The organism is Arthrobacter horti, assembly GCF_030731045.1.
GTDB lineage: Bacteria > Actinomycetota > Actinomycetes > Actinomycetales > Micrococcaceae > Arthrobacter_E > Arthrobacter_E nanjingensis.
On the sequence record NZ_JAVALS010000004.1, the window covers coordinates 17192 to 30667 of the forward strand.

A 13476-nucleotide genomic window follows, 5' to 3' on the forward strand; every position below is an offset into this window, starting at 1 on the left:
GGGATGAGCCCTGCGACCCGGCGACCGTCATCAAGGCCGGCTGATGCTCCCCGCACCTGCGGGGATGAGCCCCGAGAATGCAGAACGCCTTCCCGGTCCGTGCGATGGTCCCCGCACCTGCGGGGATGAGCCCTTGTACCAGTACCTCTGCACACCGTGAACCGTATGCTCCCCGCACCTGCGGGGATGAGCCCTCCGCGGCCGGCCGAAGCCTGTTCACCGGACTATGCTCCCCGCACCTGCGGGGATGAGCCCGCGGGCTTTTGACGCCACGCGAGGCGTCGGGCATGCTCCCCGCACCTGCGGGGATGAGCCCACCGCCGGCACCGCTGCCGTCACCTTCACCGCATGCTCCCCGCACCTGCGGGGATGAGCCCTCGAAGTTGAGTTCGGTGGCGAAGTCGTGGAGATGCTCCCCGCACCTGCGGGGATGAGCCCGGAGACTGGCCATGTCCCACGCCAGAGAGGCCATGCTCCCCGCACCTGCGGGGATGAGCCCACGAGCCTGCCGCCGCGGGCGGTGTGGCATATATGCTCCCCGCACCTGCGGGGATGAGCCCGGTCCCAGCACGTTCTGCCAGAGCCAGCCCGCATGCTCCCCGCACCTGCGGGGATGAGCCCTTCGCGACCCTGGTCTCCAAACCCAAACCCACATGCTCCCCGCACCTGCGGGGATGAGCCCAAACCCATCTTCTTCGACGGGTACGTGTGGCGATGCTCCCCGCACCTGCGGGGATGAGCCCGTGGACACCATGAGCCCGTCCGGGCCGATGCCATGCTCCCCGCACCTGCGGGGATGAGCCCTTCCCCGTCCCCCGCTACAACACCTCCGGCAAATGCTCCCCGCACCTGCGGGGATGAGCCCTTGTATGCCGGCCGGAGCAGCGACTGACCCAGATGCTCCCCGCACCTGCGGGGATGAGCCCGCAGGGCGTCGGCTCTCACCCGTGTGTGGACCATGCTCCCCGCACCTGCGGGGATGAGCCCTCGACGCGCTGCCCGGCGAGGACGTGCACGTTATGCTCCCCGCACCTGCGGGGATGAGCCCTGGAGGATGGGGATGCAGCGGTCCTGGAGCATATGCTCCCCGCACCTGCGGGGATGAGCCCGTCATGCTCGCCCAGCCTCTTGGCGGGGTGGGATGCTCCCCGCACCTGCGGGGATGAGCCCTCCTTGGTCCGGTCGAAGGCCATGCTGGCGGTATGCTCCCCGCACCTGCGGGGATGAGCCGGACGGGCCGTTCAACGAGAACAACCCGGTCACATGCTCCCCGCACCTGCGGGGATGAGCCCGGCGCCAGCCTCGATATTCACCGCGAGACCGGATGCTCCCCGCACCTGCGGGGATGAGCCCTGGAGGAACGCCTGCGCCGTCTCACCGAACCCATGCTCCCCGCACCTGCGGGGATGAGCCCGCTGCATTCTTCATCGTCGCCTGGCGATTCTTATGCTCCCCGCACCTGCGGGGATGAGCCCGGCGTCAGGAATCCGCCACCGCCGGTCTGGTAATGCTCCCCGCACCTGCGGGGATGAGCCCGAGGGCCTGGAGCTGGTCCACCTGCTTAGACCATGCTCCCCGCACCTGCGGGGATGAGCCCGCAGCCGAGCCGCTCGGCCAACAGTTGGAGTCATGCTCCCCGCACCTGCGGGGATGAGCCCGCCGGGAACTCCCTTGGTCCTGGTGTCAACGCATGCTCCCCGCACCTGCGGGGATGAGCCCAAGACATCATCCCCTGAGCCGAAGGCCCACACATGCTCCCCGCACCTGCGGGGATGAGCCCGGAAGCCCCGGCTGAGGAGCTGTCTCCGGCGGATGCTCCCCGCACCTGCGGGGATGAGCCCGCGGCGCAGACTTTCCGCATGAGGAACATGGGATGCTCCCCGCACCTGCGGGGATGAGCCCTGCTGGCCTTCCTGTAGCGCGGCGTTCAACCCATGCTCCCCGCACCTGCGGGGATGAGCCCCCGGCGATCTGGTTGAAGATCGAGACAACGAAATGCTCCCCGCACCTGCGGGGATGAGCCCTGACGGACCGCAGCTGGTCAATCTGATGGCGTATGCTCCCCGCACCTGCGGGGATGAGCCCGAGGGCGACTGGACCGCAATCATGAAGATGTCATGCTCCCCGCACCTGCGGGGATGAGCCCTGGGCGCGGTAGCCGGCTCTTCAAGCGCCTTAATGCTCCCCGCACCTGCGGGGATGAGCCCTGGGGTCTGTCTGCGCTCGTGCCTGTCGCCGGATGCTCCCCGCACCTGCGGGGATGAGCCCACCCCGGGCTCGTCCGTGCCTTACATTCAGGCATGCTCCCCGCACCTGCGGGGATGAGCCCGCGAGGCTGTATAGTGCAGCGGCCGTGTCCGTATGCTCCCCGGATCTGCGGGGATGAGCCCGTTCCCGCCATCGTCACACACCCACCCAGGGAATGCTCCCCGCACCTGCGGGGATGAGCCCAAGCCCGGCCGGCGGCGCGGCGTGTAGGGGGCATGCTCCCCGCACCTGCGGGGATGAGCCGAAATCAGGGGGTGCGCTGAGCTGAACTGTGCGATGCTCCCCGCACCTGCGGGGATGAGCCCAAGGCCGTGACGGTGGGCCGCGGCATCGTCGTATGCTCCCCGCACCTGCGGGGATGAGCCCACGCCGTTGATGATCGGAACGATGTTCTGGACATGCTCCCCGCACCTGCGGGGATGAGCTCGCCTCCTTCATGCTTCACGCGGCGGCAGACGAATGCTCCCCCGCACCTGCTGGGATGAGCCCGTGTAAACCCGCGCCAACGGGCTGAAGTTGATATGCTCCCCGCACCTGCGGGGATGAGCCGCGAGCGGGCTTGACGCCGCCCTTGGCCACGCCATGCTCCCCGCACCTGCGGGGATGAGCCCCGGACCTGGGCTACCTGCAGGACGTCCACCGGATGTTCCCCGCACCTGTGGGGATGAGCCCAACGTGTGAGCTGCGCAAAGCGGGGACTGGCAATGCTCCCCGCACCTGCGGGGTCGTCCCGCGCAATCCTGGCTGACCCGAGGAACCGAATTCGAGCAGTCTGGGCCGAGCGGGCGATAATTCAGGCATGATCGGTTGCAGCGCCGCTGAGCTGAGTTGGGAGGGCGGTTCATTCCTGGACGAATATCGCAGGGATCTGCGCCGCGGCACCGGTGACAACCACCGCTGACCGGAGTACAACAAAAACATGGCACTTGCGATGGACAAACTCATCAGGTCTCAGCTCGGCGAACTGCGGTGGGCCCCGGTCCTCCAGCGTGTACGGGCCTTTGCAGGGGGCGCCGCCGTGGTCGACTCGACCCGGGTCCGGCTCGTCTGGGAGCCGCACCGGGTGGTCGGGTCCTACGCCGTGCCTCGCGAGGACGTGCTGACGGAGCTGCTGGATGCGGGTCCGGTGGCGCCCGCGGACTCTCATCCTCCGGTGCTCACTCCGGCGGTGCCCTTCGGCGTCCACACGGTGCCGGGCACGGCGTGGGATTTCGGGCCGGCTGATGGCCGTCAAGTGATCAAGGGAGCCGGCTTCACGCCTCAGGACCCTGACGTCGACGATTACGTCATTCTGGACTGGAGGGCCTTCGATGAATGGCGAGAGGAGGACCAGGTGGTCCACTCTCATCCGCACGATCCTCTCAAGCGGATCGACTGCCTGACCTCGGACCGTCACGTGGTGGTCACCGTGGACGGCGAAACCCTCGCCGACACGCGCCGCGCGGTGCTTCTCCTGGAGACCGGCCTTCAGCGCCGCTGGTACGTGCCACGCGATGACATCAGGATGGACCTGCTCGAACCCAGCCCGACCTCCACCTCCTGCGCCTACAAGGGCGACGCGTCGTACTGGTCGTTCCGGAGCGGAGAGCGGCGCATCGAGGATGTCGCCTGGTCCTACGAGCACCCGCTTCACGACGCCGTACCCGTGACCGGAATGCTGTGCTTCTACGACGACCGGGTGCAGATCGACGTCCAAGCGTGACTCACGGATCTGCCTCTTGATAAGTCCTGACCACCGCGCGCGCCCCTGCCCGCGGTGCAGTTGAAAGCCGCGGTGCAGCTGAATGCCGCGGTGCAGCTGAAAGACCAGGTGCTCAGAGGTCCCTGGGCTCATTCCTCGCCCGGCGACCCCTTGCACACTAAGCTTGCTCCCAAGTCGCAGCCACGCACCTCGGAGGCCTCCATGAGCCAGCATGACAGCAGCAATGTCCTCGGTCCGGAGCAGCGCGAGCGTTCTCTTCAGGCTCTCCGGGACACGGTCAACCCGGGCCAGGAGTTGGACATCCTGATCGTCGGCGGCGGCGTGGTGGGCGCCGGCGCCGCCCTGGATGCCGCCACCCGAGGCCTCAAGGTGGGCATCGTGGAGATGACCGACTGGGCCTCCGGCACCAGCTCCCGTTCGTCCAAACTCATCCACGGCGGCCTCCGCTACCTGGAGATGCTCGACTTCGCACTCGTCACCGAAGCCCTGCAGGAACGCGGCCTCCTCATCCAGCGCATCGCCCCCCACCTCGTCCGCCCCGTCCCGTTCCTCTACCCGCTCTCCAAGCGTTTCGTGGAGCGCCCCTACGTGGGCGCAGGGATCATGCTCTACGACACCCTCGGCATGACCAGCGGGAATTCCCGCGGCGTCCCCATGCACAAGCACCTCACCCGCCGGGGCACCCTCAAGGCCGCCCCGAGCCTCAAGGACGACGCCATGGTCGGCTCCATCCGCTACTACGACGCCCAGGTGGACGACGCGCGGCTGGTGGTCAACATCGTCCGCACCGCGGCGTCGTACGGTGCCCACGCCGTCAACCGCCTCAAGGTGGTCGACTTCCTCCGCGAGGGGGAGCGGGTGGTGGGCGCACGCCTGGAGGACGTGGAGGACGGCAGCACCTTCAAGGTCCGCGCCAAGCAAGTGGTCAACGCCACCGGTGTCTGGACGGATGAGACCCAGGCTCTGGTCACGGACCGCGGCCAGCTCAAGGTCCGGGCCTCCAAGGGCATCCACCTGGTGGTGCCCCGGGACCGATTCCAGTCCACGGTGGGCCTCATCCTCCGCACCGAGAAGAGCGTCCTGTTCGTCATCCCCTGGGGCCGGCACTGGATCATCGGCACCACGGACACCGACTGGACGCTGGACAAGGCCCACCCGGCCGCCTCCAGCCAGGACATCGACTACCTCCTGGAGCACGTCAACAAGGTCCTGAAGCGTCCTCTCACCCGGGAGGACGTGGAAGGCGTCTATGCGGGCCTGAGGCCGCTGCTGGCGGGGGAGAACGACTCCACCGCCAAGCTCTCTCGTGAGCACGTGGTCGCCCATCCCGTCCCGGGCCTGGTGGTGGTGGCCGGCGGCAAGCTCACCACCTACCGCGTCATGGCCAAGGACGCCGTGGACGAGGCCGCCCGCAGCCTGGACGAGCGCGTCCCGCCGAGCTGCACGGACAGCATCCCCCTGCTCGGAGCCGAAGGCTTCAAGGCCGCCTGGAACCGCCGGCACCGCAGCGCCGATGAGGCCGGAGTACACGTGGCGCGGGTGGAGCACCTGCTCAACCGCTACGGCTCCATGGCCACGGATCTGCTGGACCTCATCCGGGAGCGCCCGGAATTGGCGGAACCACTGCCCGGAGCGGATGATTATCTGGGCGCCGAGGTGGTCTATGCGACCACCCATGAGGGCGCCCGGCACGTGCATGACGTCCTGACCCGGCGCACCCGCATCTCGATCGAGGCCTGGGACCGTGGCGTCTCCGCCGTGCCGGTGGTGGCACAGCTCATGGGTGAGGTGCTCGGATGGAGCCCCGTCCAGGAGGAGAGCGAGGTCAGGCACTATCTGGCCCGGGTGGAGGCCGAACGGCTCTCCCAGGAGCAGCCGGACGACGAATCCGCCGACGCCGCCCGTCTGGGCGTGGACGACATCACTCCGCTCCGCTGAGCGACAGGCCGGCGCATCCGGCCCAGCGGTGGCGCGGGGTGGCCGCCGGCATGACAGACCTGAGGAAAGAGGACGCCCCATGGCAGAGGACCTGAACCGATACGACGCCGAGCTCACGCTCCCCACCATGGTCATCCTGGAGATGGAGGCCACCGACCGCGCGGACGCGGCGGCGCAGCTCGCGCGCACCATGTACGACGCCGGCCGGGTCACCGATCTGGACGCCTTCCTGGAGAGCGTCAACGCACGGGAGCATCAGCTCGCCACCGGGCTGCCCGGGGGCATCGGCCTGCCCCATGCCCGCAGCGAGTTCGTCACCCAGCCGTCCATCGCCGTCGGCGTCACCCGTTACGGGCACTCACTGGACTTCGGTGCCGCGGACGGCCCCGCGAACCTGGTCCTGCTCATCGCCACCCCGGCCCAGTCGTTCTCCGAGCACCTGGAAGTTCTCGCCACCCTGGCCCGCTCGCTGTCCAAGGAGAGCTTCCGGGAATCCCTGCGGCGGGCCGGCGACACCGAAGTGATCTCCGAGCTCATCAACACGTCCCTGGTGTTCTTCGACCACTGAGCCGCTACAGGGGAGAGGCCCGCCTCTACTCGCTCCGCCAGGACCGCCACAGCGCCGCGTAGGAACCGTTCAGCGCGAGCAGCTCGTCGTGGCTGCCAAGCTCCGTGATCCGCCCGTCTTCCACCACGGCCACCCGGTCGGCGTCGTGCGCGGTGTGCAGCCGGTGGGCGATCGCCACGACCGTCCGCCCGCTCAGCACCGCACCGAGCGACTGTTCTACGCTCCGGGCCGCCTGCGGGTCGATCAGGCTCGTGGCCTCGTCCAGCACCAGGGTGTGAGGATCGGCCAGGACCAGCCGGGCCAGCGCCAGTTCCTGGGCCTGTGCCGGGGTCAGTGCATGACCGCCGGACCCCAGCTCCGTCTCCAGCCCGTCCGGAAGGGCCTGGAACCACGGCTCGGCCCCGACGTCGCGCAGCGCCTCCAGAAGCTCCTGGTCCCCGGCGTCCTCCTTGCCTAGCCGCAGATTGTCCGCCAGGGTCCCCACGAACACGTGATGCTCCTGCGTCACCAGGGCCACTTCGCGGCGCAGCTCCTCCACAGCCAGGTCCACCAGCGGCACCCCGCCCACTGTCACGGACCCCGCGGACGGGGGATTGATCCCCGCGATGAGCCGGCCCAGCGTGGACTTCCCAGCACCGGACGGGCCCACCATGGCCAGCCGTTCGCCCGGCACCAGCTCCAGGTCCACCCCGTGCAGCACGTTCCGGCCGGCACGGTAGGCGAAGGTCACGTTCCGCACGGAGATCCGGCTGCCTCGAGGGCTTTCCCCACTGACGGTCCGGTCCGCGGGCACCTCCTTCACCCCTACGATGCGGGCCAGCGACGCAGCCCCGAACTGCAGCTCGTCCAGCCACAGGATCAGGGTGTTGACGGGCTCCGTGAGGGACACCGAGTACAGGGCAACCGCGGCCACCTCGCCGGCGGAGGCGGAGTGCACGGAGACCAGCCAGCCGCCCCAGAGCACCACCACCACCGCGGGGAGCCAGAGTGCCAGCTCGGTGACGGGGAACAGCATGGAGCGCAGCCACAGCGTGTACCGTTCGGCCTCGAAGGCCTCCCGGATGGCGGCGCGGGTCCGGCCGATGCGCTGCGGACCCAGGCTCAGCGCATCCACGGTGAGGGCCCCGTCCGCGGCTTCGGAGATCGTCCCGTCGATGGTGCCGTACGCCGCGTGCTCCCGCTGGTAGGCCGGACCGGACCGTTTCAGGTACCAGCGGGTCACGGGCGCGATGAACGGCGCGCTCACCAGAAGCCCGAGCCCCAGCAGCGGCGAGACGACAAATGCGGCGGCGAGGGTCAGCGCCAGGGTGACCAGGGCCACCAGGAGCCGCGGCACCCCGAAGCGCACCGCGTGGGAGAGCGCCTCGACGTCGTTGGTGGTGCGGGAGAGCAGATCACCCGTGCCGGCGCGCTCCACCGTGGACAGCGGCAGGGAGGTGACATCCCCCATGAACTCCTCGCGCAGATCGGCGAAGACCTTCTCGCCGAGCACCATCGAGCGGTAGGAGGCGAAGCGCTGCAGGAACGCCTGAGCCACCACGGCGCCCAGGAGCACCAGGCTCAGTCCGGTGACGGCGGACATGGTGGTCCCGCCCGAGACCGTGTCCACCAGGCGCCCGATGATGTACGGGCCCACCAGGCCCGTCACCGCCGCTGCGGCGTAGAACACCATGACCCAGGCCAGGGACTGGCGGTTGCGCTTGACCAGGCGCCATGCCTCGGCCCGTACGGCGAGGGAGCCGGCGATTGGCAGACGGTTGCCCGGGGCGGGGGTGGGTCCCGCGGCCTCCGGGGCACTGAGCCGGGCTTCGTCGCCTTCCGTGTACGGCTGGTCTAGGAGCGGCCCTTCGAAGGACTCCATCGTGTCACTCACTGCGGATCACCACTGTCCGGTACTCGGGGCAGGAGTCCAGCAGCCCGGCGTGCGTGCCGGTCAGCGGGGTGCCCGTGGCGGGAAGGAAGACGACGCGGTCCATCGCGTGCAGCAGGAGCGGGCTCGCCGTGGTCACGAGCGTGGCGGAGCTGCGGCCACCGCGCGATTCTGCCAGCCCGGACGCGATCCGCGCCTCCGTATGGGCGTCCACGGCGCTCGTGGGTTCCACGAGCAGCAGGAACTCGGCGTCGCTCAGCAAGGCACGTGCCAGGGAGAGACGCTGACGCTGGCCACCGGAGAAGCTACGGCCCTTCTCATCGACCTCATGGTCCAGGCCTTCGTCCACGGCCTCCAGGATGTCCAGTGCCGCGGCCGTCCGCAGCGCCGCGATGATGCGGCCGTCGTCGTGCCGGCCCTGGGGGTCCAAGGCGGTGCGGAGGCTCCCGGTGAACAGCTGCGCCTCCGCCTGGCTGAAGACGATCCGTCGCCGCACCGCCTCCAGGGGGTAGGAGGTCAAGGGTTCGTCACCCCAGCGCGCCTGACGTGATTCGCCGTCGTCGAACCTCCCCAGACGCTTCGCCACCGCGGCCGAACGGCCGGGATCCGCGCACACCAGCGCCGTCAGCCCGTGCGGCGGGACGGTCACGCCGGTCACGCCATCCACCAGGGACGACGACGTCGGCTCGGCCACCGTCCCGCGGTCCGCCACCAGGGGTGCGGCTGCCAGCAGCTTGCTCACCTTGCGCGCGCCCACGATGCCGCGGATGCCGACGTTGAGGGCCTCCGAACCGGTGCGGATGGGGGCGACGAGGAAGACGGAGAACCCGTAGAGGGACATGAGCTCACCGACGGTGATGGTGCCGTCCAGTGCGAGGGCCGCCCCGGAGAAGGTGAAGAAGACGCTGAACGCGCCGCCGATCAGGAGCTGGGATGCCTCCAGGGTGGCCACCGAGCGGGCCACTTCCACGCCGTGCACCCGCGCGTGCTGTGAGCGCTCGCGGTACCTGTTCACGAAGATCCGTTCGCCGCCGATCCCTCGGAGCACCCGCAGCCCGGCCACCGTGTCCGCGCCCACGGACGTCATCCTGCCCGTGGCCTCACGCTGGGCCTGCTGGCGGCGCTGGAACGGCCTCACCACGAAGACCAGAAGGGCGCCGAGGGCCGGCACTCCGATGAGCACCGCGATGCCGAGCGGGAGGTGGATCTGTGCCACCAGGACTGAGACCACAAGATAGGAGATGACCGAGCCGGACAGGCGTGCCGTCACGTCGAACAGCTGGCCGAGCCTCGGGGCGTCGTTGGACGCGGCGGTGACGATCTCCCCGGTCGGCACCGCCCTGCCCACGGACTCCCCGCCGCGGGCGACCTTGACGCCGATCAGTTCCTTCGTGGTGAGGGCCGCCTGCAGCCAGTTGCTCACGGCCAGCCTGTGCCGGACGGTGGTGGTGATGGCCTGAACCACGGCAAGGCCCAGGAAGACGCTCGTCCAGAGCAGCAGGGCGGAGAAGTCCTGGCCGACCACGCCGAGGTCCAGGGCCCTGCCGATGACGAACGGTGCAAAGGCCTGTGACAACATCCACACGATGCCGAAGAAGAAACCGCCCAGGAGCGTGGGCAGCTGGCGGCGGCCCATCCAGAGCAGGAAACCGCCCGGGGAGAGCCCGAAGGGGTCATCAGGCCGGGGGTAAGGGTACTCTCGCACAGCGTCAGCTTAATGAGGTGAAGATCACATGGGAAGCTCATGTGAAAGATTGCTTTCGGGAAAATCTTGAATAACGGATCGGGCCTGTTCGGCCGCCGCTCCGACCGCTCTGGGCGGGGTGTCGCGAGGGTGTCCGGGGCGCTCCTCGCTTTTGGGGAATTCCGAGGTTCAGCAAGTACGGTGGAATGGTGCTGAAAACCGCCCTCAAGCCGCGCTGGATCGCCGGACTGCTGTTCGCGCTCGTCGTATCCACCGTGTTCGTGCTGCTGAGCCAGTGGCAGTTCGGGCGGTCCACGCAACATGACGGCCAGGACGCGCCGGACAACTCGCTCGAGACCTCCCGGCCCTTGACCTCCGTCCTCAAGCCGGGCACCTTCTTCCCGTCGAGCGCGGCCGATCAGATGGTGACGCTCAGCGGGCACTACGACGCCCGGAAGCAGGTTCTGGTCAAGGACCGCCTCCTGAACGGCACCAGCGGCTACTGGGTGGTCACGGCGTTCGCGGTGGACGGCGCCCCGAAGCTGGCCGGCACCAAGTCCACGGAGGCCACCTGGATCCCCGTGGCCCGCGGCTGGGTGGCGTCGCCCGCTGACGCTCCGCAGGCCCCGTCTGGCGAGATCGCCCTCACCGGCCGACTGGTGCCCTCGGAAGCGCCCACGGTCACCCACGATCTTCCGGAGCAGAGCTACGCGAACCTGTCCGTGGCCGAACTCATCAACGTCTGGGACGTGTCCAGCTACCAGGGCTTCGTCGGGGCCAGTCAGGAGAAGTCCGCCGGCCAGGTGATCGGAGCCTCCGACAGCAGCCCCTTGAAGCCGCTCCGCCTGAAGGCCGCCCCCAAGGACCAAAGCGTGAACTGGCTCAACATCTTCTACGCCGTGGAATGGGTGGTCTTCGCAGGCTTCGCACTCTTCATCTGGTGGCGCCTGGTCAAGGATGACCACCAGCGGCAGCTTGAGGAGGCCGAGGACGCGGCGGAGGACGCCCGCCGGCAGACGGCCCCGGAGCAGACTCTCATGGATCACAGGAGCAATAAATGATCGACCCCAAGCCGGCAGGCACCCCCACGTCCCGTCCGCGCCGATTCGGCGGGACCGCGCAGCAGATCCGCGCCGCGCTGAAGTTCTACAAGGTGTTCGCGTACATCACCGGCACCTTCCTGCTGCTGCTCTGCGTGGAACTCGTGCTGCGCTACGGCCTGGGGCAGTTCCTCTACGCCGGCGGCACCGACGCGGCCACCGGTCAGGCCCACCTCTTCGGGCTTGCCTCCGCGGATCCTGCCGGGGTGATCGGCGGCGTCAACCTCTCCCTCACAGTGCTGATCATCCACGGCTGGATGTACGTGCTGTACCTGGTCTCCAACTTCCGTCTGTGGAGCCTCATGCGCTGGCCGTTCGCCAAGCTCGTGGTCCTGGCCCTGGGCGGCGTGGTGCCGTTCCTGTCCTTCATCGTGGAGAAGAAGACCCACGTGGAGGTCGAGGCCGAGATCGCCGCGAACCCCCAGTCGGTCAGCCGCTACTGACCGCTCACACGGCGGGCGCCGGCCTCGCCGAGGTGAACTGACGACGTCGGCGGGGCGCGCGCCGTCGTCCGAGCACTGTGAGCCGCGCTACTCAGCGGGCTGCCGGCGTGCGGGCACGGCCCGCGGGCACGTATCCTGGATGGGTGACCATTTCCCCCGCCGCTCAGACTTCCCAGCGTCCCGTGCTGGTTGTTGACTACGGTGCCCAGTACGCGCAGCTCATCGCCCGTCGCGTGCGGGAGGCGAAGGTGTATTCGGAGATCGTTCCGCACACCCTCAGCACCGAACAACTCCTGGCCAAGAACCCCGCCGCCATCATCCTCTCCGGCGGCCCCTCCAGCGTCTACGCCGAAGGTGCCCCCGTGGTCCCGCGTGACCTCTTCGAGGCCGGTGTCCCGGTTCTCGGCATCTGCTACGGCTTCCAGGGCATGTCCCTCGCGATGGGCGGCGAGGTCGCACAGACCGGCCTGCGCGAGTACGGCTCCACGGAGACCACCATTCTCAGCCAGGAGAACCCGCTGCTGCAGGGCGTGAGCGATCACAAGTCCTGGATGAGTCACGGTGACTCCGTCAGCCGCGCCCCGGAGGGCTTCGAGGTGCTCGCCAGCACTGCGGGCGCCCCGGTCGCGGCCATCGCCAACGAGGAGAAGTGCCTCTACGGTGTGCAGTGGCACCCCGAGGTCAAGCATTCCGAGGGCGGCCAGCGCATCCTGGAGAACTTCCTTTACAACGGTGCCGGCCTGGAGCCGAACTGGACCACCGGCAGCATCGTCGACGAGCAGGTGGAGCGGATCCGCGAGCAGATCGGCGACTCCCGCGTGATCTGCGGCCTCTCCGGCGGTGTCGACTCCGCCGTGGCCGCTGCCCTGGTACAGCGCGCCGTCGGCGACCAGCTGACCTGTGTGTTCGTCAACCACGGCCTGCTGCGTGAAGGCGAGGCGGAGCAGGTGGAGCGCGACTTCGTCGCCGCCACCGGCGCCAAGCTGTACGTCGCCAACGAGCAGGAGCGATTCCTGAACGCCCTGGCCGGGGTCAGCGACCCCGAGACCAAGCGCAAGATCATCGGCCGCGAATTCATCCGCGCGTTCGAAGAGGCCGAGCGTGCCATCATCGCGGAGGCCGCCTCCGAGGGTGAGAGCATCAAGTTCCTGGTCCAGGGCACCCTTTACCCGGACGTCGTCGAGTCCGGCGGCGGCGAGGGCACGGCCAACATCAAGAGCCACCACAATGTGGGCGGCCTCCCCGAGGATCTGCAGTTCGAGCTCGTGGAGCCGCTGCGCACCCTCTTCAAGGACGAGGTCCGTGCCGTCGGCGCCCAGCTGGGCCTGCCGGCCGAGATCGTCGGCCGCCAGCCGTTCCCGGGCCCCGGCCTGGGTATCCGCATCGTCGGTGAGATCACCTCCGACCGTCTGGAGCTGCTCCGCAAGGCCGACGCGATCGCCCGCGCCGAGCTGACCGCGGCCGGCCTTGACGGTGAAGTCTGGCAGATGCCGGTGGTCCTGCTCGCCGATGTGCGCAGCGTGGGCGTCCAGGGCGACGGCCGCAGCTACGGTCACCCGATCGTCCTCCGTCCGGTGTCCAGCGAAGACGCCATGACGGCCGACTGGTCCCGCCTGCCGTACGACCTCCTGGCCCGGATCTCCAACCGGATCACCAATGAGGTGGACGGCGTCAACCGCGTCGTGCTCGATGTGACCAGCAAGCCGCCGGGAACCATCGAATGGGAGTGATCCCCTCGGTCTGAGGTATGTGGCCGGTCCGCTGAACAGCGGGCCGGCCACTGCCGTATTCTGCGGATTCCCGCGGATCTTTGCGGCTCCTGGGTGTTGAAGGCCGCGCGGGAGCCCCGGGGCGGATACCCTCGAAGGTATGCCCATCTGGTCAAAAGCCTCGCGTGCCAGTG

General features: G+C 68.9%; 8 protein-coding genes and 1 CRISPR repeat array (1 of these 9 running past the window's edge). Of the genes, 6 read left to right on the forward strand and 2 right to left on the reverse strand.

What is annotated here, in order from left to right; genetic code table 11:
- Nucleotides 1-2696: a CRISPR direct-repeat array (repeat unit 29 nt; unit sequence ATGCTCCCCGCACCTGCGGGGATGAGCCC) (it extends 1787 nt beyond the left edge of the window).
- A gap of 503 nt (nt 2697-3199) precedes the next feature.
- The 3 genes from Q9R02_RS07835 (at nt 3200) to Q9R02_RS07845 (ending at nt 6476) form a co-directional block, all read left to right on the forward strand.
- Entirely contained in the window at nt 3200-3970 is a 771-nt protein-coding gene (locus Q9R02_RS07835; protein WP_305996111.1) for a DUF427 domain-containing protein, read from the forward strand.
- 201 nt (nt 3971-4171) lie between these two features.
- The gene (locus Q9R02_RS07840) at nt 4172-5908 is read left to right on the forward strand and encodes a glycerol-3-phosphate dehydrogenase/oxidase (RefSeq protein WP_305996112.1); all 1737 of its coding nucleotides are present in this window, start codon (nt 4172-4174) and stop codon (nt 5906-5908) included.
- Nucleotides 5909-5987: 79 nt separating this feature from the next.
- Nucleotides 5988-6476, forward strand: coding sequence for a PTS sugar transporter subunit IIA (locus Q9R02_RS07845; protein ID WP_305996113.1), 489 nt, complete (start codon nt 5988-5990; stop codon nt 6474-6476).
- A 25-nt stretch (nt 6477-6501) separates the two neighbouring features.
- Here Q9R02_RS07845 and Q9R02_RS07850 read toward each other — a convergent pair whose 3' ends face one another.
- Complete coding sequence (locus tag Q9R02_RS07850; RefSeq protein ID WP_305996114.1) at nt 6502-8349, reverse strand: ABC transporter ATP-binding protein; 1848 nt, start codon at nt 8347-8349, stop codon at nt 6502-6504.
- Nucleotides 8342-10051, reverse strand: a complete 1710-nt coding sequence (locus Q9R02_RS07855; RefSeq protein ID WP_305996115.1) for an ABC transporter transmembrane domain-containing protein — start codon at nt 10049-10051, stop codon at nt 8342-8344. The genes Q9R02_RS07850 and Q9R02_RS07855 overlap by 8 nt, the downstream gene beginning before the upstream one ends.
- 185 nt (nt 10052-10236) lie before the next feature.
- On the opposite strand from Q9R02_RS07855, the gene Q9R02_RS07860 reads away from it, so the two are divergent.
- From Q9R02_RS07860 to guaA, 3 genes are all read left to right on the forward strand, one after another.
- Nucleotides 10237-11091, forward strand: a complete 855-nt coding sequence (locus Q9R02_RS07860; RefSeq protein ID WP_342006906.1) for an SURF1 family protein — start codon at nt 10237-10239, stop codon at nt 11089-11091.
- A complete protein-coding gene (locus Q9R02_RS07865) occupies nt 11088-11573 on the forward strand; it encodes a DUF3817 domain-containing protein (protein ID WP_305996116.1) in 486 nt (161 codons plus the stop codon). Before Q9R02_RS07860 ends, Q9R02_RS07865 begins: the two co-directional genes overlap by 4 nt.
- A gap of 182 nt (nt 11574-11755) precedes the next feature.
- Nucleotides 11756-13303 carry a glutamine-hydrolyzing GMP synthase gene (gene guaA, locus Q9R02_RS07870; RefSeq protein WP_425279246.1) on the forward strand — a complete coding sequence of 516 codons (1548 nt, stop codon included), beginning with the start codon at nt 11756-11758 and terminating at the stop codon, nt 13301-13303.
- Nucleotides 13304-13476: the final 173 nt, after the last annotated feature.

Coding starts and splice junctions, on each gene's coding strand:
- Q9R02_RS07835 (WP_305996111.1), top strand. CDS start 3,200: ATGGACAAACTCATCAGGTCTCAGCTCGGCGAACTGCGGTGGGCCCCG.
- Q9R02_RS07840 (WP_305996112.1), top strand. CDS start 4,172: ATGAGCCAGCATGACAGCAGCAATGTCCTCGGTCCGGAGCAGCGCGAG.
- Q9R02_RS07845 (WP_305996113.1), top strand. CDS start 5,988: ATGGCAGAGGACCTGAACCGATACGACGCCGAGCTCACGCTCCCCACC.
- Q9R02_RS07860 (WP_342006906.1), top strand. CDS start 10,237: ATGGTGCTGAAAACCGCCCTCAAGCCGCGCTGGATCGCCGGACTGCTG.
- Q9R02_RS07865 (WP_305996116.1), top strand. CDS start 11,088: ATGATCGACCCCAAGCCGGCAGGCACCCCCACGTCCCGTCCGCGCCGA.